This is a genomic window from Arthrobacter sp. Y3221157 (genome assembly GCF_059089865.1).
Genome location: NZ_JBNHFD010000014.1, coordinates 16,110 through 38,783 on the forward strand (window position 1 = coordinate 16,110; position 22,674 = coordinate 38,783).

The 22,674-nt window shown below is 62.9% G+C and carries 36 protein-coding genes; 32 read left to right on the plus strand and 4 right to left on the minus strand.

Going from position 1 to position 22,674, the window contains the following annotated elements; all coding sequences use genetic code 11:
- Positions 1–245: 245 nt before the first annotated feature.
- The 23 genes from rpsJ (at position 246) to map (ending at position 13,375) form a co-directional block, all read left to right on the plus strand.
- The gene (rpsJ, locus tag AC5RTT_RS06315) at positions 246–554 is read left to right on the plus strand and encodes a 30S ribosomal protein S10 (protein ID WP_003803825.1); all 309 of its coding nucleotides are present in this window, start codon (positions 246–248) and stop codon (positions 552–554) included.
- A 17-nt stretch (positions 555–571) separates the two neighbouring features.
- Positions 572–1,222: a 50S ribosomal protein L3 gene (rplC, locus tag AC5RTT_RS06320; protein WP_133345790.1), complete on the plus strand. Its 651-nt coding sequence runs from the start codon at positions 572–574 to the stop codon at positions 1,220–1,222.
- Between the two features lie 4 nt (positions 1,223–1,226).
- Entirely contained in the window at positions 1,227–1,847 is a 621-nt protein-coding gene (rplD, locus tag AC5RTT_RS06325) for a 50S ribosomal protein L4 (protein ID WP_133345792.1), read from the plus strand.
- Positions 1,844–2,149 carry a 50S ribosomal protein L23 gene (rplW, locus tag AC5RTT_RS06330; RefSeq protein ID WP_009358306.1) on the plus strand — a complete coding sequence of 102 codons (306 nt, stop codon included), beginning with the start codon at positions 1,844–1,846 and terminating at the stop codon, positions 2,147–2,149. The genes rplD and rplW overlap by 4 nt, the downstream gene beginning before the upstream one ends.
- A 29-nt stretch (positions 2,150–2,178) precedes the next feature.
- Positions 2,179–3,018, plus strand: coding sequence for a 50S ribosomal protein L2 (gene rplB, locus AC5RTT_RS06335; protein ID WP_009358305.1), 840 nt, complete (start codon positions 2,179–2,181; stop codon positions 3,016–3,018).
- Between the two features lie 12 nt (positions 3,019–3,030).
- Positions 3,031–3,312, plus strand: a complete 282-nt coding sequence (gene rpsS, locus AC5RTT_RS06340) for a 30S ribosomal protein S19 (protein ID WP_003803803.1) — start codon at positions 3,031–3,033, stop codon at positions 3,310–3,312.
- Positions 3,313–3,350: 38 nt separating this feature from the next.
- Complete coding sequence (gene rplV / locus AC5RTT_RS06345) at positions 3,351–3,716, plus strand: 50S ribosomal protein L22 (protein WP_009358304.1); 366 nt, start codon at positions 3,351–3,353, stop codon at positions 3,714–3,716.
- Positions 3,717–4,550: a 30S ribosomal protein S3 gene (rpsC, locus tag AC5RTT_RS06350; protein ID WP_009358303.1), complete on the plus strand. Its 834-nt coding sequence runs from the start codon at positions 3,717–3,719 to the stop codon at positions 4,548–4,550. It abuts the gene before it with no gap.
- Entirely contained in the window at positions 4,551–4,967 is a 417-nt protein-coding gene (gene rplP / locus AC5RTT_RS06355; RefSeq protein ID WP_009358302.1) for a 50S ribosomal protein L16, read from the plus strand.
- A 2-nt stretch (positions 4,968–4,969) separates the two neighbouring features.
- Entirely contained in the window at positions 4,970–5,299 is a 330-nt protein-coding gene (gene rpmC / locus AC5RTT_RS06360) for a 50S ribosomal protein L29 (RefSeq protein ID WP_009358301.1), read from the plus strand.
- On the plus strand, positions 5,296–5,601 hold the full coding sequence (gene rpsQ, locus AC5RTT_RS06365; RefSeq protein WP_009358300.1) for a 30S ribosomal protein S17: 306 nt from the start codon (positions 5,296–5,298) through the stop codon (positions 5,599–5,601). The genes rpmC and rpsQ overlap by 4 nt, the downstream gene beginning before the upstream one ends.
- Positions 5,602–6,240: 639 nt before the next feature.
- On the plus strand, positions 6,241–6,609 hold the full coding sequence (rplN, locus tag AC5RTT_RS06370) for a 50S ribosomal protein L14 (protein ID WP_009358299.1): 369 nt from the start codon (positions 6,241–6,243) through the stop codon (positions 6,607–6,609).
- Between the two features lie 3 nt (positions 6,610–6,612).
- The gene (gene rplX / locus AC5RTT_RS06375) at positions 6,613–6,975 is read left to right on the plus strand and encodes a 50S ribosomal protein L24 (protein ID WP_009358298.1); all 363 of its coding nucleotides are present in this window, start codon (positions 6,613–6,615) and stop codon (positions 6,973–6,975) included.
- A complete protein-coding gene (gene rplE / locus AC5RTT_RS06380; protein WP_009358297.1) occupies positions 6,975–7,556 on the plus strand; it encodes a 50S ribosomal protein L5 in 582 nt (193 codons plus the stop codon). Before rplX ends, rplE begins: the two co-directional genes overlap by 1 nt.
- 80 nt (positions 7,557–7,636) lie before the next feature.
- Positions 7,637–8,035, plus strand: a complete 399-nt coding sequence (rpsH, locus tag AC5RTT_RS06385) for a 30S ribosomal protein S8 (protein ID WP_043454616.1) — start codon at positions 7,637–7,639, stop codon at positions 8,033–8,035.
- An 18-nt stretch (positions 8,036–8,053) separates the two neighbouring features.
- The gene (gene rplF, locus AC5RTT_RS06390) at positions 8,054–8,590 is read left to right on the plus strand and encodes a 50S ribosomal protein L6 (RefSeq protein ID WP_494144489.1); all 537 of its coding nucleotides are present in this window, start codon (positions 8,054–8,056) and stop codon (positions 8,588–8,590) included.
- A gap of 2 nt (positions 8,591–8,592) precedes the next feature.
- Positions 8,593–8,976 (plus strand): 50S ribosomal protein L18, encoded by a 384-nt coding sequence (gene rplR, locus AC5RTT_RS06395; protein ID WP_133345794.1) that lies wholly within the window; start codon positions 8,593–8,595, stop codon positions 8,974–8,976.
- Positions 8,973–9,689 (plus strand): 30S ribosomal protein S5, encoded by a 717-nt coding sequence (gene rpsE, locus AC5RTT_RS06400; RefSeq protein WP_133345796.1) that lies wholly within the window; start codon positions 8,973–8,975, stop codon positions 9,687–9,689. Before rplR ends, rpsE begins: the two co-directional genes overlap by 4 nt.
- A gap of 2 nt (positions 9,690–9,691) precedes the next feature.
- Positions 9,692–9,898: a 50S ribosomal protein L30 gene (rpmD, locus tag AC5RTT_RS06405; protein ID WP_009358731.1), complete on the plus strand. Its 207-nt coding sequence runs from the start codon at positions 9,692–9,694 to the stop codon at positions 9,896–9,898.
- A complete protein-coding gene (gene rplO, locus AC5RTT_RS06410) occupies positions 9,899–10,375 on the plus strand; it encodes a 50S ribosomal protein L15 (protein ID WP_009358730.1) in 477 nt (158 codons plus the stop codon). It abuts the gene before it with no gap.
- Between the two features lie 216 nt (positions 10,376–10,591).
- Complete coding sequence (gene secY, locus AC5RTT_RS06415; protein ID WP_494050996.1) at positions 10,592–11,902, plus strand: preprotein translocase subunit SecY; 1,311 nt, start codon at positions 10,592–10,594, stop codon at positions 11,900–11,902.
- A 5-nt stretch (positions 11,903–11,907) separates the two neighbouring features.
- A complete protein-coding gene (locus AC5RTT_RS06420) occupies positions 11,908–12,477 on the plus strand; it encodes an adenylate kinase (RefSeq protein WP_494009004.1) in 570 nt (189 codons plus the stop codon).
- 70 nt (positions 12,478–12,547) lie between these two features.
- Positions 12,548–13,375, plus strand: coding sequence for a type I methionyl aminopeptidase (gene map / locus AC5RTT_RS06425; protein ID WP_494144490.1), 828 nt, complete (start codon positions 12,548–12,550; stop codon positions 13,373–13,375).
- Here the strand turns inward: map and AC5RTT_RS06430 are convergent.
- Together AC5RTT_RS06430 and AC5RTT_RS06435 are read right to left on the minus strand one after the other, a co-directional pair.
- Complete coding sequence (locus AC5RTT_RS06430) at positions 13,372–13,620, minus strand: helix-turn-helix domain-containing protein (protein ID WP_494144491.1); 249 nt, start codon at positions 13,618–13,620, stop codon at positions 13,372–13,374. The two genes, map and AC5RTT_RS06430, sit on opposite strands and share 4 nt — an antisense overlap.
- On the minus strand, positions 13,620–14,063 hold the full coding sequence (locus AC5RTT_RS06435) for a DUF2975 domain-containing protein (RefSeq protein WP_494144492.1): 444 nt from the start codon (positions 14,061–14,063) through the stop codon (positions 13,620–13,622). The genes AC5RTT_RS06430 and AC5RTT_RS06435 overlap by 1 nt, the downstream gene beginning before the upstream one ends.
- Positions 14,064–14,171: 108 nt before the next feature.
- On the opposite strand from AC5RTT_RS06435, the gene AC5RTT_RS06440 reads away from it, so the two are divergent.
- The 8 genes from AC5RTT_RS06440 to AC5RTT_RS06475 all read left to right on the plus strand — a co-directional run bounded on the left by AC5RTT_RS06440 (position 14,172) and on the right by AC5RTT_RS06475 (position 19,401).
- A complete protein-coding gene (locus AC5RTT_RS06440; protein ID WP_494144493.1) occupies positions 14,172–15,098 on the plus strand; it encodes a P1 family peptidase in 927 nt (308 codons plus the stop codon).
- Positions 15,099–15,275: 177 nt separating this feature from the next.
- The gene (gene infA / locus AC5RTT_RS06445) at positions 15,276–15,497 is read left to right on the plus strand and encodes a translation initiation factor IF-1 (RefSeq protein WP_009358723.1); all 222 of its coding nucleotides are present in this window, start codon (positions 15,276–15,278) and stop codon (positions 15,495–15,497) included.
- Positions 15,498–15,566: 69 nt separating this feature from the next.
- Positions 15,567–15,680, plus strand: coding sequence for a 50S ribosomal protein L36 (rpmJ, locus tag AC5RTT_RS06450; RefSeq protein WP_009358722.1), 114 nt, complete (start codon positions 15,567–15,569; stop codon positions 15,678–15,680).
- A gap of 183 nt (positions 15,681–15,863) precedes the next feature.
- Positions 15,864–16,238: a 30S ribosomal protein S13 gene (rpsM, locus tag AC5RTT_RS06455; protein ID WP_003803743.1), complete on the plus strand. Its 375-nt coding sequence runs from the start codon at positions 15,864–15,866 to the stop codon at positions 16,236–16,238.
- 54 nt (positions 16,239–16,292) lie between these two features.
- The gene (rpsK, locus tag AC5RTT_RS06460) at positions 16,293–16,694 is read left to right on the plus strand and encodes a 30S ribosomal protein S11 (RefSeq protein WP_018760435.1); all 402 of its coding nucleotides are present in this window, start codon (positions 16,293–16,295) and stop codon (positions 16,692–16,694) included.
- A 129-nt stretch (positions 16,695–16,823) separates the two neighbouring features.
- Positions 16,824–17,834, plus strand: a complete 1,011-nt coding sequence (locus tag AC5RTT_RS06465; RefSeq protein WP_009358719.1) for a DNA-directed RNA polymerase subunit alpha — start codon at positions 16,824–16,826, stop codon at positions 17,832–17,834.
- Between the two features lie 68 nt (positions 17,835–17,902).
- Complete coding sequence (gene rplQ, locus AC5RTT_RS06470; protein WP_494008921.1) at positions 17,903–18,478, plus strand: 50S ribosomal protein L17; 576 nt, start codon at positions 17,903–17,905, stop codon at positions 18,476–18,478.
- A gap of 32 nt (positions 18,479–18,510) precedes the next feature.
- On the plus strand, positions 18,511–19,401 hold the full coding sequence (locus tag AC5RTT_RS06475) for a tRNA pseudouridine synthase A (protein WP_494144494.1): 891 nt from the start codon (positions 18,511–18,513) through the stop codon (positions 19,399–19,401).
- 7 nt (positions 19,402–19,408) lie between these two features.
- On the opposite strand, the gene AC5RTT_RS06480 is transcribed toward AC5RTT_RS06475, so the two are convergent.
- A complete protein-coding gene (locus AC5RTT_RS06480) occupies positions 19,409–21,076 on the minus strand; it encodes a sensor histidine kinase (RefSeq protein WP_494144495.1) in 1,668 nt (555 codons plus the stop codon).
- Positions 21,077–21,332: 256 nt separating this feature from the next.
- Between AC5RTT_RS06480 and AC5RTT_RS06485 the strand changes: the two genes are divergently transcribed.
- Complete coding sequence (locus AC5RTT_RS06485) at positions 21,333–22,127, plus strand: response regulator transcription factor (RefSeq protein ID WP_494144496.1); 795 nt, start codon at positions 21,333–21,335, stop codon at positions 22,125–22,127.
- On the opposite strand, the gene AC5RTT_RS06490 is transcribed toward AC5RTT_RS06485, so the two are convergent.
- On the minus strand, positions 22,124–22,588 hold the full coding sequence (locus tag AC5RTT_RS06490; RefSeq protein WP_494144497.1) for an Hpt domain-containing protein: 465 nt from the start codon (positions 22,586–22,588) through the stop codon (positions 22,124–22,126). The two genes, AC5RTT_RS06485 and AC5RTT_RS06490, sit on opposite strands and share 4 nt — an antisense overlap.
- Positions 22,589–22,674: the final 86 nt, after the last annotated feature.

Genomic DNA, 22,674 nt, shown 5'->3' on the forward strand with positions numbered 1-22,674 from the left:
CCAGGTTGAAGACCAAACATAACCCACCCCAATGGAATTGCGGATTTGTATGCGTGTTGAGCGCGACACGCCCGACCGCGGGGGTCGGTTACGCCGGCAAGGTGAGGAACCCGGATTCATCCGGATTCAGTTTGTGCGGCGGGTGGTAGTTACGACTTCAAATGCTTCGGCAGCCACATACAACAGGAAAGTGAACAGGGCAGCCCTAAACCGGGGAAGCACAGACTGAAAGAGAGTCAGGCGACATGGCGGGACAAAAAATCCGCATCCGGCTGAAGTCATACGACCACGAGGTCATTGACGTTTCAGCACGGAAGATCGTTGAGACGGTCACGCGCGCAGGCGCAACGGTAGTGGGCCCCGTGCCGCTGCCGACGGAGAAGAACGTGTACTGCGTTATCCGCTCTCCGCACAAGTACAAGGACAGCCGCGAGCACTTCGAAATGCGCACGCACAAGCGTCTTATCGACATCATCGATCCCACGCCGAAGGCTGTTGACTCGCTCATGCGTCTCGACCTGCCGGCTGACGTGAACATCGAAATCAAGCTGTAGGGAGGTGCTGAGAAACTATGACCGCAACCCGTAACGTAAAGGGCCTGCTGGGCACGAAGCTCGGCATGACCCAGGTCTGGGACGAGAACAACAAGCTCATCCCCGTCACTGTGGTCCAGGCAGATTCGAACGTCATCACCCAGCTGCGCAACGCAGAAGCTGATGGCTACGTCGCCGTTCAGATCGGCTACGGCCAGATCGATCCCCGCAAGGTCACCAAGCCGCTGGCTGGTCACTTTGAAAAGGCAGGCGTCACGCCTCGCCGTCACGTCGTCGAACTTCGTACCGCAGATGCTGCCGAGTACGAGCTGGGCCAGGAGCTCTCCGTAGAGCTCTTCGAAGCCGGCCAGAAGATCGACGTCGTAGGCACCACCAAGGGTAAGGGCTTCGCCGGTGTTATGAAGCGTCACGGCTTCCACGGCGTTGGAGCTTCCCACGGTGCCCACAAGAACCACCGTAAGCCCGGTTCAATCGGTGGTGCATCCACCCCGAGCCGCGTCTTCAAGGGCATGAAAATGGCCGGCCGCATGGGCGCCGTTCGTCACACCACGCTGAACCTGACGGTTCACGCGGTTGACGTCGAGAAGTCGCTGCTCCTGATCAAGGGTGCCGTTCCCGGCGCCCGCGGCCAGGTCGTACTCGTACGCACCGCCGTGAAGGGAGCCTAGTTCAATGGCTAACACTGTCCAGGTTGACCTGCCTGCAGAGATCTTCGACGTCCAGACCAACGTGCCGCTGCTGCACCAGGTTGTCGTTGCCCAGCTCGCTGCTGCTCGCCAGGGTACCCACAAGACCAAGACCCGCGCTGAAGTTTCCGGTGCAGGACGCAAGCCGTTCAAGCAGAAGGGTACCGGCCGCGCCCGCCAGGGTTCGATCCGTGCTCCGCACATGACCGGCGGTGGCATTGTCCACGGTCCCACCCCGCGTGACTACAGCCAGCGCACCCCCAAGAAGATGATTGCTGCTGCCCTGCGCGGCGCACTGTCTGACCGGGCCCGCAACGGACGCATCCACGTTGTCTCCGAGCTGGTTGCAGGCGACAAGCCTTCGGCCAAGACCGCACTGGCAACGCTCCGCGGTGTTTCCGACCGCAAGAACCTGCTGGTCGTCATCGAGCGCGCCAACGACGTTGCTGCACTGTCCGTGCGCAACCTCGCCGGTGTTCACGTTCTGTACGCAGACCAGCTGAACACCTACGACGTTCTCGTGTCTGATGACGTTGTCTTCACCAAGGCTGCCTACGACGCATTCGTTGCCGCCAAGGCAGCTAAGAACGAGGAGGATGCCAAGTGAGCGCAGCCACCATCAAGGATCCCCGCGACGTCGTGCTTGCACCCGTCGTGTCGGAAAAGAGCTACGGCCTGATCGACGAGGGCAAGTACACCTTCCTGGTGGACCCCCGGTCGAACAAGACCGAGATCAAGCTGGCCGTGGAGAAGATCTTCTCCGTCAAGGTCGAATCGATCAACACCATCAACCGTGCCGGTAAGCGCAAGCGCACCAAATTCGGATGGGGTACCCGCAAGAACACCAAGCGTGCGATTGTCACCCTCAAAGAAGGCACCATCGACATCTTCGGCGGTCCGCTCTCGTAGCGGAGACCACTTTAACGAGGAAATAAATTATGGGAATCCGTAAATACAAGCCGACTACCCCGGGCCGTCGTGGCTCGAGCGTAGCGGACTTCATCGAAATCACGCGGTCGACGCCGGAAAAGTCGTTGGTACGTCCGCTGCCCAAGAAGGGCGGCCGTAACAACACCGGTAAGATCACCACCCGTCACAAGGGTGGCGGACACAAGCGCCAGTACCGTCTGATCGACTTCCGTCGCCACGACAAGGACGGCGTTGACGCCCGCGTAGCCGAAATTGAGTACGATCCGAACCGTACGGCCCGCATCGCGCTCCTGCACTACGTTGATGGCACCAAGCGTTACATCATCGCCCCGAACAAGCTGTCCCAGGGTGACTTCGTGGAAGCAGGTGCCAACGCTGACATCAAGCCCGGCAACAACCTGCCCCTGCGCAACATCCCCGTGGGTACCGTTATCCACGCAGTTGAACTGCGTCCTGGTGGCGGCGCCAAGATGGGCCGCTCCGCCGGTGCATCCATCCAGCTCGTTGCCAAGGAAGGCCGCTTCGCCCAGCTGCGCCTGCCTTCCGGCGAAATCCGCAACGTTGACGTGCGCTGCCGCGCAACCGTCGGCGAGGTCGGCAACGCCGAGCAGTCGAACATCAACTGGGGCAAGGCCGGGCGTATGCGGTGGAAGGGCGTTCGCCCGACCGTCCGTGGTGTCGCCATGAACCCGGTTGACCACCCGCACGGTGGTGGTGAAGGTAAGACCTCCGGTGGTCGTAACCCCGTCAACCCGAACGGTCAGCGGGAAGGCCGCACCCGGCGCCCCAACAAAGAGAGCGACAAGCTTATTGTGCGTCGCCGTCGTACTGGCAAGAACAAGCGATAGGAGCCTGGACACATGCCACGCAGCCTGAAAAAAGGTCCTTTCGTTGACCAGCACCTCTTTGTGAAGGTAGCCAGGGAAAACGAAAAGGGCACCAAGAACGTCATCAAGACCTGGTCCCGCCGTTCGATGATCATCCCCGACATGCTCGGACACACGATCGCCGTACACGACGGACGCAAGCACATCCCGGTGTTTGTCACTGAGTCGATGGTCGGGCACAAGCTCGGCGAATTCGCTCCCACGCGGACTTTCCGCGGCCATGTCAAGGACGACCGTAAGGGCAAGCGCCGCTAGGCGCCTGCGCTTACGTCATAGACGAGAGAAGGAAAGCAATGGAAGCCAAGGCAATTGCGCGCCACATCCGCGTAACGCCTATGAAGGCCCGGCGCGTCGTCAACCTTGTTCGTGGATTGCAAGCGAATGAGGCTCTGGCAATTCTGAAGTTTGCCCCGCAGGCAGCTTCGGAGCCGGTATTCAAGGTAGTACAGTCGGCAATCTCCAACGCCCGGGTCCTCGCGGACCGCGACGGCGTGGCGTTTGACGAAGGTGACCTCATCATCAGCGAAGCGTTTGTTGATGAAGGCCCGACCATGAAGCGGTTCCAGCCGCGCGCCCAGGGTCGTGCATTTCAGATCAAGAAGCGCACCAGCCACATCACCGTGGTAGTCGCTACCCCGGAGAAAGAGGAGGCTCGCTAAGTGGGACAGAAAGTAAACCCGCACGGGTTCCGACTCGGCATCACCACCGATCACGTATCGCACTGGTTCGCTGACAGCACCAAGGCCGGCCAGCGGTACAAGGACTTCGTTCGCGAAGACATCCGCATCCGCCAGCTCATGTCCACGGGCATGGAGCGCGCCGGTATCGCGAAGGTCGAGATCGAGCGCACCCGTGACCGCGTCCGCGTGGACATCCACACGGCCCGTCCCGGCATCGTCATCGGCCGCCGTGGAGCTGAAGCAGACCGCATCCGCGGCGAGCTCGAAAAGCTCACCGGCAAGCAGGTCCAGCTGAACATCCTCGAGGTCAAGAACCCCGAGATGGAAGCCCAGCTTGTTGCCCAGGGCGTTGCAGAGCAGCTGACTTCCCGTGTGGCATTCCGCCGCGCCATGAAGAAGGCCATGCAGTCCGCGCAGCGTGCCGGTGCCAAGGGCATCCGTATCGCCTGCTCGGGTCGACTGGGTGGCGCTGAAATGTCCCGCTCGGAGTTCTACCGCGAAGGCCGTGTGCCCCTGCACACCCTCCGCGCGAACATCGACTACGGCTTCTACGAAGCCAAGACCACCTTCGGCCGCATCGGTGTGAAGGTCTGGATCTACAAGGGTGACGTCACCGCCAAGGAACTGGCCGCCCAGGCTGCTTCCGCCCCGTCCCGCGGCCGCTCCGGCGACCGTCCGGGCCGTCCGGGTGGCGCTGACCGTGGCGATCGCCGCCGTCGCAACGACCGTCCGGCCGCTGACGCAGCTCCTGCTGCCGAAGCACCGGCAGGTGAGGCTGCACCCGCTGCAGCAGTAGAAGGAGGACAGGCTTAAATGCTTATCCCACGTCGAGTCAAGCACCGTAAGCAGCACCACCCGGGTCGTTCCGGCGCTGCCACGGGCGGCACCAAGGTCTCGTTCGGTGAGTACGGCATCCAGGCCCTGAGCCCGGCATACGTCACCAACCGTCAGATCGAGTCCGCTCGTATCGCGATGACCCGCCACATCAAGCGTGGCGGTAAGGTCTGGATCAACATCTACCCGGACCGTCCCCTGACCAAGAAGCCTGCCGAAACCCGCATGGGTTCCGGTAAGGGTTCGCCGGAATGGTGGGTCGCCAACGTCAAGCCGGGCCGGGTTCTCTTCGAACTCGCCGGTGTCAATGAAGAGGTAGCTCGCGAGGCCCTGCGCCTGGCAATCCACAAGCTGCCGTTGAAGGCACGCATCGTGCGTCGCGAGGGTGGTGAATAGAAATGGCAGTAGGATCCAAGGATCTGGCTCCCGCAAAGCTGGACGGTTTCGACAACGAGCGTCTCGTTGAAGAACTCCGCAAGGCCAAGGAAGAGCTGTTCAACCTGCGTTTCCAGTCCGCCACCGGTCAGCTGGAGAACCACGGTCGCCTGCGCGCGGTAAAGAAGGACATCGCCCGCATCTACACCGTTCTCCGTGAGCGCGAGCTGGGCATCCGTGCCGAGGTTGCCGCACCGGTTGTGGAAGCCAAGGAAGAGAAGAAGTCCAAGAAGGCTGCAACCAAGAAGGCCGAGAAGGCTGAAACGGTTGAGACCGAGGAGGATGCCAAGTGAGTGAAAAGGACCAGAACGTGACGGAAACTGCTACCGCAGCCACGGCTGAGCAGCGCGGTTACCGCAAGACGCGTCGCGGCTACGTGGTCTCGGACAAGATGGAGAAGACCATCGTTGTCCAGGTTGAGGACCGCGTGAAGCACGCCCTGTACGGCAAGGTCATCCGCCGTACCTCCAAGGTCAAGGCACACGATGAGAACAACACCGCCGGCATCGGCGACCTGGTTGTCATCGCCGAGACCCGTCCGCTGTCCGCCACCAAGAACTGGCGGCTCGTGGAAATCCTCGAGAAGGCCAAGTAGCACCTGCTGCTTCGCTGTTGCAGCCCCTGCTCCCACCGGGAGCGGGGGCTGCCTCGTTTAACGCAACCCTGCGTCACGCGGTGCACGCTTCTGGTGGGCTTACGACCGCGGTGCCGCGGCTTTCCGGGGGAGCGGCACCTTCGGCGGGCCGAAAGGCTGCCGTGCGTGGTGCCGTCGTGCACCGGAACGCCCTTCACTCACGGCGCCTGGACCCAAACGCCCGCTCACTTCTGGCTGCTTTCGAGCCGACGCTCTCTCACTCTTTTCAAGCGAGTGAGAGGGCGTTGGAAGAATGCGCACTATAAGTGGGAGAGCGTTGGTGGTGGCGTCGTGTTGCTTGCGGGGGAGCGGCCTGGGGTGATATGGGGAACGGGCCAATCTGTGCTAAGATTTTGAGTTTGTATGGCGCCTTTCGTGCGCCGTTCACCAAACTCGTAAACAAGCGTGCCACAGCATAGTGCCCCTGTGCGCCCGGGATCCTTCCCGGACAGATGGGAGCAACTGCTTCTGGCACGGGCGTTTAGGCCTGGTCTGGCAAAATCCAGGCAGGTCAAGAGACACCCCGATCAACCGTTCCGCAAGGCTCATTCCGTAGGAAGATTTTCGGTCTGAGAACCGGCGCGACGCAAGGAGTAAATAGTGATTCAGCAGGAGTCGCGACTCAAGGTCGCCGACAACACGGGTGCTAAGGAAATCCTTACCATTCGCGTTCTCGGTGGATCCGGCCGTCGCTACGCAGGCATCGGTGACGTCATTGTCGCCACCGTCAAGGATGCAATCCCGGGCGGCAACGTAAAGAAGGGCGATGTTGTCAAGGCAGTCATCGTCCGTACCAAGAAGGAACGCCGCCGTGCGGATGGTTCCTACATCAAGTTTGACGAGAACGCAGCTGTGATCCTGAAGGGCGACGGTGACCCCCGCGGTACCCGTATCTTCGGACCGGTTGGTCGTGAACTCCGTGACAAGAAGTTCATGAAGATCGTTTCTCTGGCTCCGGAGGTGCTCTAGTCCATGGCTGCAAAGATCAAGAAGGGTGACCTGGTCCAGGTCATCACTGGCGCCAAGGCTGAGCGCGGCGGCGACCGCGGCAAGCAGGGCAAGGTCCTGCGCGTGTTCACCGACACCAACCGCGTGTTGGTTGAAGGCATCAACCGCGTCACCAAGCACACCAAGGTCGGTCAGTCGCAGCGCGGCACCAAGACCGGTGGCATCGAGGTTGTTGAAGCCCCGATCCACATCTCCAACGTGGCGCTGGTTGACCCGTCGACCAAGAAGCCGACCCGCGTGGGCTTCCGCCTCGACACCGTAGAGAAGGACGGCGTCAAGAAGACCGTCCGCATCCGCGTGTCCAAGAGCACCGGGAAGGACATCTAATGACTGAGACTCTCGAGACTCCGGCAACGAAGATCGTTCCTCGTCTGAAGACCAAGTACGCAGAATCCATCAAGGCCCAGCTCCAGGATGAATTCAAGTACGCGAACGTGAACCAGGTTCCCCGCCTCGTCAAGGTCGTTGTGAACATGGGTGTTGGAGATGCCGCTAAGGACTCCAAGCTGATCGACGGCGCCGTCCGCGACCTCACCCAGATCACCGGCCAGAAGCCGCAGGTTACCAAGGCCCGCAAGTCGATCGCACAGTTCAAGCTGCGCGAAGGCATGCCCATCGGCGCACACGCTACCCTGCGTGGCGACCGCATGTGGGAATTCGTGGACCGTCTGGTCACGCTGGCTCTGCCCCGTATCCGCGACTTCCGCGGCCTCAGCGGCAAGCAGTTCGATGGCAACGGCAACTACACCTTCGGTCTGACCGAGCAGGTTATGTTCCACGAAATCGACCAGGACAAGATCGACCGCGTCCGCGGTATGGACATCACGGTTGTGACCACTGCCAAGACCGACGACGAAGGCCGCGCGCTGCTCAAGGCGCTTGGTTTCCCGTTCAAGACCGAAGCTTAATTACTACGTAAAAGGTCCGGCCGCCGGCTTCATCAGAGGCAGACGGCGGAAACCGTTACGAGGAAGGGCAAGAGCCCACCATGACAATGACAGATCCTGTCGCAGACATGCTTACGCGCCTGCGTAACGCAAACTCCGCATACCACGACACCGTGTCTATGCCTTACAGCAAGCTCAAGGCTCGCGTTGCCGACATCCTCAAGGCCGAAGGCTTCATCGCCGGCTGGAAGGAAGAGGACGCTGAGGTCGGCAAGAAGCTGACCCTCGAGCTCAAGTTCGGTCCGAACCGCGAGCGTTCAATCGCCGGTGTTCGCCGCATCTCCAAGCCGGGTCTCCGCGTTTACGCGAAGTCCACCAACCTGCCGCACGTGCTGGGTGGCCTGGGTATCGCAATCCTGTCCACCTCTTCCGGCCTCCTGACTGACAAGCAGGCCGGCAAGAAGGGCGTGGGCGGCGAAGTCCTCGCGTACGTCTGGTAACGGGAAAGGAAGAGAATAATGTCACGTATTGGACGTCTCCCCATCACCGTTCCTGCCGGCGTTGAGGTCAAGGTTGACGGCTCTGTCGTCAGCGTCAAGGGTTCCAAGGGGGAACTGAGCCACACTGTGGTCAGCCCCATCGAGGTTGCCCTGGAAGACAACACCCTGACCGTCACCCGCCCGAACGACGAGCGCGCCTCCCGTTCGCTCCACGGCCTGACCCGCACCCTGATCGCCAACATGATCCAGGGCGTCACCGCAGGCTACGAGAAGAAGCTTGAAATCGTCGGTACCGGTTACCGCGTTCAGGCCAAGGGATCTGACCTGGAGTTCGCTCTGGGCTTCAGCCACCCGGTCAACGTGTCGGCTCCGGCCGGCATCACCTTTGCAGTAGAGGGACCGACCAAGCTCTCTGTCTCAGGCATCAACAAGCAGCAGGTCGGCGAAGTTGCTGCCAACATCCGCAAGCTGCGGAAGCCTGACCCGTACAAGGGCAAGGGCATCCGTTACGCCGGCGAGGTTATCCGCCGCAAGGTCGGAAAGGCTGGTAAGTAACCATGGCCATCGCCATTAACAAGAAGCGCACGAACAAGAGCAAGGCTGCCGCGCGCAGCCGTCGCCAGCTTCGTATCCGCAAGCGCATTGCAGGAACGGCCGTTCGCCCCCGCCTGGTGGTCAACCGGTCCGCCCGCCACGTATTTGTCCAGGTTGTCGATGACAGCATTGGCCAGACCGTAGCAAGCGCGTCCACTCTGGAAGCCGACCTCCGTGCATTCGACGGTGACAAGACTGCCAAGGCCAAGCGCGTTGGCGAGCTCGTTGCCGAGCGTGCCAAGGCTGCCGGCGTCGAGGCAGTTGTCTTCGACCGTGGTGGTAACAAATACCACGGCCGTATTGCCGCCGTCGCTGACGGTGCACGCGAAGGTGGGCTGTCACTGTGACCGAAGCAAACAAGGAAAAGGACACTGTGTCTGCAGATCAGAAGGCTCCTGAAGCCGCAGCTGCTGAGACCACTGCCCCCGCTGCCGACGACCGCCGTGGTGGCGCCCGTCGTGGCGAGCGTGGCGACCGCGGCCAGGGCCGCGGCGACCGCGGTGGCCGTGGCGGCCGCGACGGTGGCCGTGAAGCCGAAAAGAACCAGTTCGTAGAGCGCGTTGTCACCATCAACCGCGTTTCCAAGGTGGTCAAGGGTGGTCGTCGCTTCAGCTTCACCGCACTGGTCGTCGTTGGTGACGGTAACGGCATGGTCGGCGTGGGCTACGGCAAGGCCAAGGAAGTTCCCGCTGCTATCGCCAAGGGCGTTGAAGAGGCCAAGAAGTCCTTCTTCCGCGTTCCCCGCGTTGGCAACACCATCCCGCACCGCGTTCAGGGTGAAGCCGCTGCCGGCGTCGTAATGCTGCGTCCGGCTTCCGCCGGTACCGGTGTTATCGCCGGTGGCCCGGTCCGTGCAGTACTGGAGTGCGTGGGCATCCACGACATCCTCTCCAAGTCGCTCGGTTCCTCCAACGCCATCAACATCGTCCACGCGACCGTTGATGCCCTGAAGCGCCTCGAAGAGCCCGCATCCGTGGCAGCACGCCGCGGCCTGCCGCTGGACGAGATCGCTCCGCAGGCACTGGTGAAGGCCCTCCTGGCTCCGAAGGCAGGTGTTTAGTCATGGCTAAGAACCTGGTCCCCTCCGACGCGCAGTTGGAGATCACTCAGATCAAGTCCGCCATTGGCGGCAAGCAGAACCAGCGCGACACCCTGCGGTCCCTCGGCCTGAAGCGGATCGGACACACTGTTGTCCGCACCGCCGACGCCGTGACCGTCGGGATGCTCAACACGGTTCCGCACCTGGTAAAGGTAGAGGAGGCGAAGTAAATGGCAGAGAACGAAAAGGCTCAGGCTGAAAAGCAGAACGCCCTGAAGGTTCACCACCTGCGTCCCGCCCCGGGTGCAAAGACCGCCAAGACCCGTGTTGGTCGTGGTGAGGCATCCAAGGGTAAGACCGCCGGTCGCGGTACCAAGGGTACGGCAGCCCGCTACCAGGTGAAGGCTGGCTTTGCCGGCGGCCAGCTGCCGCTGCACATGCGCCTGCCCAAGCTGCGTGGCTTCAAGAACCCGTTCCGGGTTGAGTTCCAGGTTGTGAACCTGGACAAGCTCAACGAGCTGTTCCCCGAAGGTGGCACTGTCACCGTGGAGAACCTGGTCGAAAAGGGTGCCGTTCGCAAGAACCAGCCCGTCAAGGTGCTGGGCACCGGCGACATCACCGTCAAGGTTGACGTCACCGCCCACGCATTCTCGGCCAGCGCAGCTGAAAAGATCGCAGCAGCAGGCGGAAGCACCACCGCTCTCTAGAGCCGGTGGGCGACAGCCCGTTGTTCAACTCCCGATGACCGGGGCCAACGCCCCGGTCATCGGGAGTTTTTCACATCCGCAGGCCGTATTTTTCCCGCCACCCGGCGCAGCAGCGCTTCCCCGGATTGTTCGCATGGCGCATCCAACCGTTAGACTCGGTTGTTGGGATTTATTGGGCCCCATCACACCACTCTTATAAACACCACAGGAGGACGCTTGCTTAGCGCATTTGGCCGGGCCTTTCGCACGCCTGATCTGCGACGCAAGTTGTTGTTCACGCTGGGAATCATCACCATCTTCCGCTTGGGTGCTTTCATTCCCTCGCCTGGTGTGGACTACCAGAATGTCCAGCAATGTTTGCAGAACGGTCAGACGGCAGGCGGGCTGTACCAGCTCGTCAACCTGTTCAGCGGCGGCGCGTTGCTCCAGGTGTCCATCTTCGCCCTGGGCATCATGCCGTACATCACGGCCAGCATTATCGTCCAGCTGCTCCGGGTGGTTATTCCCCGCTTCCAGCAGCTGTATGAAGAGGGCGCGTCGGGCCAGTCCAAGCTGACCCAGTACACGCGGTACCTCACCATCGCCCTGGGCCTGCTTAATGCCACAACCTTGGTGTCCCTGGCGCGGTCGGGCCAGCTGCTTCCCGGCTGTGCACTGCCGATCATCCCTGACGACAGCGTCATCACCACCATCCTGCTCATCATCACGCTGACGGCCGGCACCGGCCTGATCATGTGGATGGGCGAGCTCGTCACCGAGAAGGGCGTGGGCAACGGCATGTCCCTGCTCATCTTCACCTCGATTGCAGCGACGTTCCCCACGTCCCTGGGTGCCATCTGGACCTCGCAGGGACCGGCCACGTTCTTCACCGTCCTCGCCATTGGCCTGCTGACCGTGGCACTGGTGGTCTTCGTGGAGCAGTCACAGCGCCGCGTTCCGGTGCAGTACGCCAAACGGATGATCGGACGCCGGACCGTGGGCGGCACCAGCACCTACATTCCCATCAAGGTGAACATGGCCGGTGTTATTCCGGTGATCTTCGCTTCCTCCATGCTCTACCTGCCCGGCCTGATTGCGCAGTTCAACCAGCCGCAGCAGGGGGAGCAGCTCCAGCCGTGGGTCGAATGGATCAACAACAACCTGGTCCGCGGCGACCAGCCGATCTATATGGTTCTGTACTTTGCCATGATCGTCTTCTTTACCTACTTCTATGTCGCGATCACCTTCAACCCTGAAGAAGTGTCCGACAACATGAAGAAGTACGGCGGCTTCATTCCAGGTATCCGCGCCGGCAAGCCGACCGCTGACTACCTGCAGTACGTGCTCTCCCGGATCACCCTGCCCGGCGCCCTGTACCTGGGCTTCGTTGCACTGATTCCGCTGGTGGCACTGGTACTGATCAACGCAAACCAGAACTTCCCGTTCGGTGGCACCTCGATCCTGATCATGGTGGGCGTTGGCCTGGAGACCGTAAAGCAAATTGATGCGCAGCTACAACAACGTCACTACGAAGGGCTTTTGCGATGACGAGAATGCTGATTATTGGACCTCCCGGTTCCGGAAAAGGGACGCAGGCGGAGCGGATTTCAGAGCGCCTCGGCGTTGTGGCGATCTCCACCGGCGACATCTTCCGCGCCAATGTAAAGGGCGAAACGCCCCTTGGCATCGAGGCCAAGAAGTACATGGACAACGGGGATTTCGTTCCGGACAGCGTGACCAACAAGATGGTCCGTGACCGCCTCAGCGAGGCCGACGTCGAAAACGGCTTCCTGCTGGACGGCTACCCGCGCACCACCGCGCAGGTGGACTACCTCGACGAGATCCTCGCCAAGGGCGACGAGAAGCTCGACGTCGTCCTGCAGCTCACTGCCGACGATGAGGAACTGGTGCACCGCCTGCTGGGCCGGGCCAAGGAAACGGGCCGGAGCGACGACAACGAAGCCGTCATCCGCCACCGCCTTGACCTCTACCACGAGCAGACCGAAGCTGTGGTGGCCAAGTACGCCGAGCGCGGCATCCTCACCCAGGTTGACGGCATCGGCGCCATCGATGACGTGACCGACCGCGTGATGCAGGCCATCAAGGCAGCACAGGCAGCCTGATCCAGGCACCGTTTTTCTGAGGCTCCTCCCGGAACAGGGGAGGAGCCTCAGCCATTTGAAAGGACACACCATGGGCTTCCGCCAGCCCCGCATCGAACTCAAGAACAACGCCCAGATGCGCACCATGCACGAGGCCGGGCTGGTCCTGAGCCGAGCCCTTGATGCAGCCGTTGCCGCCGCCGTGCCGGGCGTCACCACCAAGCACCTCGACGACGTCTTCGCTGCCGTGCTCAACGAGGCCGGCGCCAAGTCCAACTTCCTCGGCTACCACGGCTTCCCTGCCACCATTTGCACGTCCGTGAACGAGGAAGTGGTCCACGGCATCCCGGGCAGCCGCGTTCTGCAGGACGGCGACATCATCTCCATCGACGGCGGTGCGATCGTCAACGGCTGGCACTCCGACTCGGCCCGGACCGTCATCGTGGGCACACCCGATTCGGAGGACCAGCGGCTCTCCGACGTCACCCGCGCGGCCATGTGGCGTGGGATCGCAGCCCTGGCCACCGGGACGCATGTGGGCGACATTGGCGCCGCCATCGACGACTACGTCTCGTCAGTGCCCGGCAAGCCGCTGGGCATCCTGGAGGACTATGTAGGGCACGGCATCGGCTCCGAGATGCACATGGCCCCCGACGTCCTGAACTACCGCACCAGCCACCGGGGCCCCAGGATCAAGCCCGGCCTGTGCCTGGCCATCGAGCCGATGCTGGTCCGCGGCGGCATTGAAACCGCCGTCCTCGAGGATGACTGGACAGTGGTCACCACCGACGGCAAGCGTTCCTGCCAGTGGGAGCACTCCGTGGCGGTGCACGAGAAGGGCATCTGGGTGCTGTCAGCACCCGACGGCGGCGCGGAGCACCTTGCCCCGCTCGGCGTCACCCCAGTTCCGATCCCCTAGCTATCCGCCGGGGGAGTGCCTGCCTGCCCGCCCGCCTGACCGTCCGGTTCCCACCGGAGCAGATCGCCGGGCTGGCATTCCAGCACCTCGCACAGCGCCTCAAGCGTTGTGAAGCGCACGGCTTTGGCGCGTCCGTTCTTGAGCACCGCCAGGTTGGCTGGGGTGATGCCCACTTTTTCCGCCAGCACCCCCACGGGCATTTTGCGCTTGGCCAGCAGCACGTCGATGTCCACGACGATGGCCATCAGATCACCTCGTCGAGTTCGTCGCGCAGGTGCCTGGCCTCGGCATCACGCGCCACAGCCTGGGCCAGGAGGGTCCGGAGCACCAGGACAATCAGTGCCACGCCGCCAATCATCAGGGCAGCGCCGCAGATCAGCAGCACGATGCCGGGCGCGACTTCCCCGGGAGCCAGCAGCACGGCAATCCCGAAGACAAGGACGGCCGCCGCGGCAATAGCCCAGAAGATGATGTCCACATAGCGGAAGGCCCCGTGGGAGAAGACCGTTTCCCGCCGGACCATGGTCAGCAACTGCCAGACACATACCGCCGTGATCTGTACGCAGATGATCCCCAGGACCACAATCGCCAGGAACGCGATGCGCAGCCCGTCCGGGGCTCCGGCTTCCTGGAGGTCGATGGACACCAGCGGCACCATCCACACCTGGACGAACAGTGAACCAGCCAAAACCAGCGCGATGACGATGCGCAGCGCGAGGACCGCCAGCTTTCAATAGATTAAGTAAATGCGCCTCGGTTGCGGCGGCGAAGCAGCATTCGCAGGCAGAATTGGCGCATGGGTTCTTTGACTGACGTACCGGGTATACGCGTGGGGCAGGTCTCCAAAACGGGCGCCGGCTGGCTGACTGGCGTAACCGTTGTCCTGCCCCCTGCGGGCACTGTCGGCTCGGTTGACGTCCAGGGCGGCGGACCCGCAACCCATGAGACGGATGCGCTCGATCCCACCAGCCTTGTCAGCCAGGTGGATGCGGTGGTCCTCACCGGCGGAAGCGCCTACGGCCTCGCCACCGCCGCCGGCGTGCAGCGCTGGTGCGAGGAGAACGGCCGGGGGTTCGCCGTCCCAGGGGGAGTGGTGCCCATCGTTCCTGCCGCCGCGATTTTCGACCTTGGCCGCGGTGGCGACTTTTCAGCCCGTCCGACGCCGGACATGGGTTACGCGGCAGCGGCTGGGGCGGCCGCCGAGAATGACGGGCACGACGTCGGACGCGGCAACGTGGGCGCCGGCACCGGCGCGCTCATCGGCCGGGCATTCAAGGGCGGGGTGGGTACCGCGTCCGTGACCCTGGAAAGCGGCGTTGTTGTCGCGGCGCTGGCGGTGGTCAATGCTCTTGGCCTGCCATTCGTTGAACACTCAGTGCTTGAGGAGACTGTTGTCCCACCTCCGCTCAACACAACTCTTGTTGTGGTGGCGACGAACGCCGTGCTCGATGTTGCCGAGTGCAAGAGAACAGCCGCTGCTTCCCATGCGGGGATCGCGCGGGCACTCAATCCTTCGCATACCCTCGCTGACGGGGACACTGTCTTCTGTCTTTCCACTCGTGCCGTGGCACTCGACCGCTCGGACGAAACCGCCCGGCAGATCAGTCTTGTGACGATGCAAAGTGCGGCAGCCGACGTCGTACGCCTGGCCATCCTGGACGGCATTGCCAGCGCGGAGCCGGTCAGCACTCCTGCCGGTGACTATCGTGCGTACAGCGGGTAGATGCGCTAGCATGGCTGGATTTAACTTTCGCCGCACAATGGCGTAGTGTTGTTTGTTGGTTGTCTGGACTGCCGCGCCCTTTTGGGTCCTGGAGCAGACAATCGATCCAACAAAAACGTTCGTGGCAATGCCCGGTGCAATCCGGCAGGGCTGCGGCAACAACAGTTAGCGGAGGGTATGGCCAAGAAGGACGGGGTCATTGAGATCGAAGGCGTTGTGACCGAGGCGCTGCCTAACGCGATGTTTCGCGTTGAGCTCACCAACAAGCACATCGTCCTGGCACACATCTCTGGAAAGATGCGTCAGCACTACATCCGGATCCTCCCCGAGGATCGCGTAGTGGTGGAGCTGAGCCCGTACGACCTCACCCGTGGTCGTATCGTCTACCGCTACAAGTAAATTGCTGGGCGGCGTCAGTGTGAACTGGCTGCTGCTCCAGTTGACCACTGTTACACGCAAAGGAATGCCATGAAGGTCAAGCCGAGCGTCAAGCAGATCTGCGAAAAGTGCAAAGTGATCCGCCGTAATGGCCGGGTCATGGTGATCTGCGAGAACCCGCGCCACAAGCAGCGCCAGGGCTAATTCCCTCCATCGGGGAATTCCTGGGTTGCTAACCCACGCAAGTAAATAAAGGCAGCACAAGCTGATCTGGAACATTGAGCTCGACAGAGTCCGGACAGCTAACCCCCGGTCGGAGGCTGGGGCCGCACAGAACGTGCGGGTGTACTGCCTACGACCTCCGGTTTATCAAGGAGTACTGCCACTATGGCTCGTCTCGCTGGCGTAGACATTCCCCGCGAAAAGCGGCTGGAAATTGCGCTTACTTACATCTACGGCGTGGGCAAGACCCGTGCACACGAAACCCTGGCTGCCACTGGCATCAGCGCTGACGTCCGCGTTAAGGACCTCACTGACGCCCAGCTGGTTGAACTGCGTGACTACATTGAAGGCAACTACAAGGTTGAGGGTGACCTTCGCCGCGAAGTAGCAGCCGACATCCGCCGCAAGGTTGAAATCGGCAGCTACGAAGGCCTGCGCCACCGCAAGGGCCTGCCCGTACGCGGTCAGCGTACGAAGACCAACGCACGTACCCGCAAGGGCCCGAAGCGTACCGTCGCCGGCAAGAAGAAGGCCCGTTAAAATCCCGGCCGGGATTAACGGAGCTTTCCCCAATAACTTTCTGTAGGAGAAAAAATGCCCCCGAAGACTCGTGGCGCGGTACGCAAGCCGCGTAAGAAGGACAAGAAGAATATCGCGCTGGGCCAGGCGCACATCAAGAGCACCTTTAACAACACCATCGTTTCCATCACGGATCCGTCCGGCGCTGTTATTTCCTGGGCTTCCTCTGGTGAGGTCGGCTTCAAGGGCTCGCGTAAGTCCACCCCGTTCGCTGCCCAGATGGCTGCCGAAGCCGCTGCAAAGCGTGCGCAGGAGCACGGCATGCGCAAGGTAGACGTTTTCGTCAAGGGACCGGGTTCCGGACGCGAAACCGCAATCCGTTCGCTGCAGGCCGCAGGCCTCGAGGTTGGCTCCATCCAGGACGTCACCCCCGCAGCCCACAACGGCTGCCGCCCCCCGAAGCGCCGCCGCGTCTAATTCTTTTCCGCAGCAGGAGCTTGCCCGGACCAGCAATGGTCCGGGCAAGCCCAGCGCGTTAAGTCTCAGACCGAATTTCCACCACCTGTGTTGCGTCATATAGCGGATGCTCGCCGAAAGGAAACCTAAGTGCTCATTGCACAGCGCCCCACCCTCTCCGAAGAGGTAGTCTCCGAAAACCGTTCCCGGTTCGTCATCGAACCGCTGGAACCGGGCTTCGGCTACACCCTCGGAAACTCCCTCCGCCGTACCCTGCTCTCCTCCATCCCCGGTGCTGCCGTAACCAGCATCCGGATCGATGGCGTGCTGCATGAGTTCACCACGGTTCCGGGTGTCAAGGAAGATGTCACCGAGATCATCCTGAACATCAAGAACCTGTCGGTTTCCTCCGAGCACGACGAGCCTGTTGTGGCTTACCTGCGCAAGCAGGGTCCCGGAGTCGTCACCGCCGCGGACATCGCTCCGCCGGCCGGCGTCGAATTCCACAACCCGGATCTGCACATCGCCACGCTGAACTCGAAGGGCAAGTTCGAGCTCGAACTGACCATCGAGCGCGGCCGCGGCTACGTTTCGGCAGCTCAGAACAAGTCCGGCGATGCAGAGATCGGCCGCATCCCGGTCGACTCCATCTACTCGCCGGTGCTGAAGGTTACTTTCCGCGTGGAAGCAACCCGTGTTGAGCAGCGCACCGACTTCGACAAGCTGATTGTCGACGTCGAGACCAAGCAGGCCATCGCCCCGCGCGATGCGGTTGCTTCCGCAGGCACCACCCTGGTGGAACTGTTCGGTCTGGCCCGTGAGCTGAACACCGCAGCTGAAGGTATCGAGATCGGCCCGTCTCCCACCGACGCTGCCCTGGCAGCCGACATGGCACTGCCGATCGAGGATCTGGACCTCACCGTCCGTTCCTACAACTGCCTCAAGCGTGAGGGCATCCACACCGTGGGTGAACTCGTTGCCCGCTCCGAGGCTGACCTGATGGACATCCGCAACTTCGGTGCCAAGTCCATCGACGAGGTCAAGGCAAAGCTGGTTGAACTGGGCCTGTCCCTCAAGGACTCGCCTCCCGGTTTTGACCTCGCAGCACGCGCCGCAGCAATCGAAGAGGACGACGCCGCTTTCGGCGACGACGAACTCTAAACCAGACCTTGGCCGGCGGGCAGCACCATGGTGTGCCGCCCACGGCTTCCACATGAGGAGAAACAATTATGCCTACCCCCACTAAGGGTCCGCGCCTCGGAGGCGGCCCGGCTCACGAGCGCCTCATGCTCGCGAACCTGGCATCTTCCCTGTTCGAGCACAAGCGGATCACCACCACGGTGACCAAGGCCAAGCGCCTGAAGCCGTACGCAGAGCGCCTGGTGACCTTCGCCAAGCGTGGCGACCTGGCTTCCCGCCGCCGCGTCCTGGGCCTGATCAGCAACAAGGGCGTTGTCCACGAGCTGTTCACTGACATTGCCCAGGCAGTGGAGAACCGCGACGGCGGCTACACCCGCATCACCAAGATCGGCAACCGCAAGGGCGACAACGCTCCCATGGCTGTCATCGAGCTGGTTCTTGAGCCGGTTTCCGCCAAGCAGGCCGTCGTCGCCGAGGCTACCCAGGCTGCTGCCAAGGCTGCTCCGGCTGCCGAGGAAGCTCCCGAAGCTGAGGAGACCACCGAGGCTCCCGCCGCTGAAGAAGCTGCAACCGAAGAGGCCGCTGCTGAAGAAGCTCCGGCCGCTGAGGAAGCTCCTGCAGAAGAGGCTGAGGCCCCCGCTGCCGAGGAGAAGGACGCGAAGTAATTCGCTGACCGGCTTCGCATAGACTTGGGTCTATGAACGACCAAAAACCCGCGGCCCCCGCTTTAGGGGGCGGCGGGTTTTTGCGTATCCGGCTTGATCTTTCGTACGACGGCGGGCCTTTCAGCGGGTGGGCCGTGCAGCCGGGCCTGCGCACGGTCCAGGGTGTCCTCGAGGAAGCCCTGGCGCTGCTGATCCGGCGTCCCGTCCGGGTGACTGTCGCTGGCCGGACCGACGCGGGGGTGCACGCCCGCGGGCAGGTGGTCCACCTGGACCTTTCCCAAGCCGAGTGGCTGGGACTGGCCCGCGGTCACGAACTTGATCCCGCCGTCGCCATGATGCGGCGGATCCGCGGGGCACTGAACCGCGTGCTGGGGGACCTGCACGGCGCAGTGGAGGTGCACCGCGGGGCGCCCGCGCCGGAAGGGTTTGACGCCCGCTTCTCCGCCCTCTGGCGGCGCTACAGCTACCGCATTGCCGACGGCCCGGCCCTCTGGGATCCGCTAGGCCGGTACTCCACGCTCTGGCACAAGAATCCGCTGGATGTCGCTCTGCTCAACGAGGGCGCCGCCCAGCTGCTCGGGCTGCAGAACTTCTTGGCCTTCTGCAAGCCCCGCGAGGGTGCCACCACCATCCGCGACCTGCAGCGGTTCGAGTTCGCACGCGGGGAGGACGGCGTCATCGTTGCCACCGTTCAGGCCGACGCGTTCTGCCACAACATGGTCCGTGCCCTGGTGGGTTCGGCGCTGTACGTGGGCGAAGGAGTAGTGGAGCCAGGCTGGCTTTATGAACGGCTGCTCGCCCAAAAACGTGACGCGAAGTCCGTGCTGGCCGCGCCGCACCCACTGGTCCTGGAGGAAGTGGCCTACCCGTCCGACGGCGAGCTGCTGGCGCGCGCCGAACTCACCAGGGCGCTGCGGGAGTAGCGTCAGCCTAGAACGACGGCGGGGGTCCGTCCGCGGGCAACGTGAGCGTGAAGGTGCTGCCTTTGCCCTGGCCGCTGACGCAGGTGATGCTGCCGCCGTGGCGTTCCACAATCATTTTGGTGATGGACAGCCCCAGGCCGGCGCCGGGGATGGCAGCCTCGCGCGCCGCGTCGGTGCGGAAGAAGCGCCGGAAGACCTGGCCGGCGTCGGCGCTGTTGATGCCCATCCCCGTATCGCTGACGCTCAGCTGGACCCAGTCGCTGCCGGCGCTGGCGCTGATCCGGACGCGGCCGCCGTCGGGGGAGTACTTGATGGCGTTGGACACCAGGTTGTCCAGCGCCTGGCCGATCCGGATGGGGTCCGCGTAGGCCCACAGCGGCGAGGGAACGTCCGCGGTGAGCTTGATGTGCGCCTGCTCGGCCTGGGCCTGCGCCGAGCCCATGCTGGTTTCCACGAGGCTGGCCAGATCCGTGCGCTTCGGGTGCACGTTCAGGGCTGTGGACGCGGAAGCGGTCAGGTCTGCGACGAGGGCCAGCATCCGCTCTGCATTGCGCTGCACCACAGTGAGCCGCCGTTCCACCTCCGGCGGCAGGCCAGCGGCGTCGTCCAGGACCAGGTCCACGTTGCCGATGATGGAGTTCAGGGGCGTCTTGAACTCGTGCGACACGTTGGAGATCAGCTCCTGGTGGGCCGCCAGGGCCTCCACCCAGCCGGTGACGTCGCTGTAGACCACCACGGCGCCGGTGAGGCTGCCGTCCTCGCCCACCAGGGGGCGGGCAGCGGTGGACATCGCCCGCTGTTCCGGTCCCTCGCCCGCCCAGACCAGGTAGTCCGCGAAGGATTCACCGGCCATTGCCCGGCTGATGGGCCGCCTCTCGGGCGGGAGCAGGGATCGCCTGTCCGGACCGAAGATCAGCTGGTGCCCCTGCCCGGGGGCGGCGTCGTCGTCGCCCGTTGCCCGACGGAAGTCGCGTTGCCGGTCGTTCGCAACAAGGAAGCGCCCGGAACGGTCGACGGCGGCAATGCCGACGTCGGTGGCCTCCAGCACCGTCTCCAGCAGCTTCTCCCGTTCCCGGCTTTCGCGCAGGAGTTGCCGGAGTTCACGGTCCTTCTCGGCCAGTTCGCGCTGCTGCAGCCGCAGGTTCATGCTCGCGAACCGGATGGCCAGCGAGACGGCCAGCATCATCAGCGGGAAAAGGAGGACGGGGGTGATGTCCGAGGCCGTGAGATTGGGGAAGCGTCCTGCGGCTGTTGGCAGCATGATCAGCATCGGGCCCGTGAAGCTGAGCACCAGGCTGCTCCGCGCCAGCATCCCTGAGGCGGACAGCCAGATCACCGGGAAGACCACCAGCACAGCGAGGCCGGGAAGGAGCGGGGCGGCGCCGTTGCGCAGCAGCCCGATGGCCAGGAAGTCCAGGACGGGAATGAGGAGGTAAGGCTGGTGCGGCAGGCGCTCCCAAGGAACCAGGAAGCAGGCTGCGAACAGGACGGCATGCAGGACGATGCCGGACATGTAAAAAGGATTGTGCAGCAGCGTTGGCCAGGCGAACGGCGTGGCCACGGCAAGGGCAGCCACCACCAGTGTCAGCGGCAGCTGGCAGAGTGCGACTTGTGCGCGGGTCCCCAATTCCCGGAAAAAGCGCAGCGGACCGCGCCGGAACAGGGGATCAGCCATGGAAGCCTTTCAGCACTCCCGCCCCGGCAATGGAGGCAAAGTTCCCCTTTGGTGCCGAATTCCTGCAGGTCACCGTCATGCACATCCTTTCCCAGCCGATAATGCACATGTCTTGTCATGATAATTGACTTTGGAAGATGAATGTCGAATTAGATGTGATCAGCCCGGCTTACTAGTAGCGTATAAATGGTTGGAGCGGATATGGCATTGGCGCTGGGCCGATGGGGGGTCATATCCGCCTGGCGCGGGGATAGCAATGGACGACGATCTTGGTGTAGCTGTGGTCATCGAAGACGATGCCGACGTTCGGAACCTCCTCGAAGGGGTCCTGAGCCAGGCCGGCTTCGAAGTCCATACAGCATGTGACGGGCGGGCCGGGGTTGAGGTGGTCCGCAGCAAGCAGGCCAACGTGGTGACCCTGGACATCGGCCTGCCGGATATTGACGGGTTTGAGGTGCTCCGGAGGATCCGCCATTTCAGCAACGCCTATGTGGTGATGCTGACGGGCAGGACCGAGGAGCCGGACCTGCTCTCCGCGCTGAATGCCGGAGCTGATGACTACATTGCCAAGCCCTTCCGGCCAAGGGAGTTGCGGGCCCGTGTTGCGGCAATGATGCGCCGGCCGCGGCATGAAGCCACCGGACAAAGGCCCGCACCCGCCACGTGGGCGTCCCCGCCCGCTGCCGCTGCAACGCGGACGCATGATGTGGCCGTCCTGCAGCACAACGGCCTGGTCCTGAATCATCGGACCAGGACCGTGGAGGTGAACGGCCAGCCCCTGGCACTCACCCGCAGCGAGTTCGACCTTCTCCATGTACTGCTGAAAGGCGGTGGCGCCGTGTGTACCAGGGCGGACCTGGTGAAGGCGGTGCGCGGCGACTTTTACGACGAGGACACCTATATCAGCGAGGCGGACGAACGCGCCGTCGAGGTGCATATCGGCAACCTGCGGCGGAAGCTCAAGGAGGACCAGGTGCAGCCGCGCTGGCTGCAGACGGTGCGCGGGGTGGGATACCGGCTGGCACCGGCAAGGCCGGTGGGGAAGGCCTAGTCCGTTTCCAGGATGTACGTGGCCTGGAGCTCGGTGATGGTCAGGCCGCCATCCTTGGCCACGCGCTCCATCAGGACCTTTCCCTGGCCAAAGTCGCCCAGGCGGATCAGGGTTTCCAGCAGCTCTGCCAGTTTGGCAAGGCGCATGCCGCCCACCATGGCGGAGCTGATCTTCAGGCTGATGACTGCATCCAGCGCCGACTCGCTGTCCTGGCGGTGTACGGCGGCCGCCAGGCGCGTATAGCGCTGGTTCCACATGGCCGCATAGTCACGGGCGAAGCGTTTGGCCAGTCCGGTGCCGGCCAGTTCGTCTTCGAGTTCCTCCAGGACGGCGGCGTCAACGAGCGGCAAGAGCCCGGCCGCTTCCTGTGAGGGGGCGGAAAGGCTGGGCGCGTTGATCCCGGCCGGCAAGGGGCCGGCAGAAAGGCCCTCGCTGCTGGAGCCGGAATCTGGACTGTGCATTGTTCAAGGCTACTTCCTGGAATTCTTTCGTTGGCCTATTTCGGATGAACCTGTGTAAACCTTGACCGACTCTTCAGCGGTCCTTG

Excerpts from the sequence above, each read along its gene's own strand:
- AC5RTT_RS06485 (WP_494144496.1), top strand. The coding sequence starts at position 21,333 with ATGGACGACGATCTTGGTGTAGCTGTGGTCATCGAAGACGATGCCGAC.
- rplD (WP_133345792.1), top strand. The coding sequence starts at position 1,227 with ATGGCTAACACTGTCCAGGTTGACCTGCCTGCAGAGATCTTCGACGTC.
- AC5RTT_RS06440 (WP_494144493.1), top strand. The coding sequence starts at position 14,172 with ATGGGTTCTTTGACTGACGTACCGGGTATACGCGTGGGGCAGGTCTCC.
- map (WP_494144490.1), top strand. The coding sequence starts at position 12,548 with ATGGGCTTCCGCCAGCCCCGCATCGAACTCAAGAACAACGCCCAGATG.
- rplX (WP_009358298.1), top strand. The coding sequence starts at position 6,613 with ATGGCTGCAAAGATCAAGAAGGGTGACCTGGTCCAGGTCATCACTGGC.
- rpsK (WP_018760435.1), top strand. The coding sequence starts at position 16,293 with ATGCCCCCGAAGACTCGTGGCGCGGTACGCAAGCCGCGTAAGAAGGAC.
- rpsS (WP_003803803.1), top strand. The coding sequence starts at position 3,031 with ATGCCACGCAGCCTGAAAAAAGGTCCTTTCGTTGACCAGCACCTCTTT.
- infA (WP_009358723.1), top strand. The coding sequence starts at position 15,276 with ATGGCCAAGAAGGACGGGGTCATTGAGATCGAAGGCGTTGTGACCGAG.
- rpsM (WP_003803743.1), top strand. The coding sequence starts at position 15,864 with ATGGCTCGTCTCGCTGGCGTAGACATTCCCCGCGAAAAGCGGCTGGAA.
- rplQ (WP_494008921.1), top strand. The coding sequence starts at position 17,903 with ATGCCTACCCCCACTAAGGGTCCGCGCCTCGGAGGCGGCCCGGCTCAC.
- rpmJ (WP_009358722.1), top strand. The coding sequence starts at position 15,567 with ATGAAGGTCAAGCCGAGCGTCAAGCAGATCTGCGAAAAGTGCAAAGTG.
- AC5RTT_RS06475 (WP_494144494.1), top strand. The coding sequence starts at position 18,511 with ATGAACGACCAAAAACCCGCGGCCCCCGCTTTAGGGGGCGGCGGGTTT.
- rplV (WP_009358304.1), top strand. The coding sequence starts at position 3,351 with ATGGAAGCCAAGGCAATTGCGCGCCACATCCGCGTAACGCCTATGAAG.
- rplE (WP_009358297.1), top strand. The coding sequence starts at position 6,975 with ATGACTGAGACTCTCGAGACTCCGGCAACGAAGATCGTTCCTCGTCTG.
- rpsJ (WP_003803825.1), top strand. The coding sequence starts at position 246 with ATGGCGGGACAAAAAATCCGCATCCGGCTGAAGTCATACGACCACGAG.
- rplP (WP_009358302.1), top strand. The coding sequence starts at position 4,551 with ATGCTTATCCCACGTCGAGTCAAGCACCGTAAGCAGCACCACCCGGGT.
- AC5RTT_RS06430 (WP_494144491.1), bottom strand. The coding sequence starts at position 13,620 with ATGGCCATCGTCGTGGACATCGACGTGCTGCTGGCCAAGCGCAAAATG.
- rpsH (WP_043454616.1), top strand. The coding sequence starts at position 7,637 with ATGACAATGACAGATCCTGTCGCAGACATGCTTACGCGCCTGCGTAAC.
- AC5RTT_RS06490 (WP_494144497.1), bottom strand. The coding sequence starts at position 22,588 with ATGCACAGTCCAGATTCCGGCTCCAGCAGCGAGGGCCTTTCTGCCGGC.
- rpmD (WP_009358731.1), top strand. The coding sequence starts at position 9,692 with ATGGCTAAGAACCTGGTCCCCTCCGACGCGCAGTTGGAGATCACTCAG.
- rplB (WP_009358305.1), top strand. The coding sequence starts at position 2,179 with ATGGGAATCCGTAAATACAAGCCGACTACCCCGGGCCGTCGTGGCTCG.
- rplO (WP_009358730.1), top strand. The coding sequence starts at position 9,899 with ATGGCAGAGAACGAAAAGGCTCAGGCTGAAAAGCAGAACGCCCTGAAG.
- AC5RTT_RS06420 (WP_494009004.1), top strand. The coding sequence starts at position 11,908 with ATGCTGATTATTGGACCTCCCGGTTCCGGAAAAGGGACGCAGGCGGAG.
- AC5RTT_RS06480 (WP_494144495.1), bottom strand. The coding sequence starts at position 21,076 with ATGGCTGATCCCCTGTTCCGGCGCGGTCCGCTGCGCTTTTTCCGGGAA.
- rplC (WP_133345790.1), top strand. The coding sequence starts at position 572 with ATGACCGCAACCCGTAACGTAAAGGGCCTGCTGGGCACGAAGCTCGGC.
- rplR (WP_133345794.1), top strand. The coding sequence starts at position 8,593 with ATGGCCATCGCCATTAACAAGAAGCGCACGAACAAGAGCAAGGCTGCC.
- rpmC (WP_009358301.1), top strand. The coding sequence starts at position 4,970 with ATGGCAGTAGGATCCAAGGATCTGGCTCCCGCAAAGCTGGACGGTTTC.
- rplF (WP_494144489.1), top strand. The coding sequence starts at position 8,054 with ATGTCACGTATTGGACGTCTCCCCATCACCGTTCCTGCCGGCGTTGAG.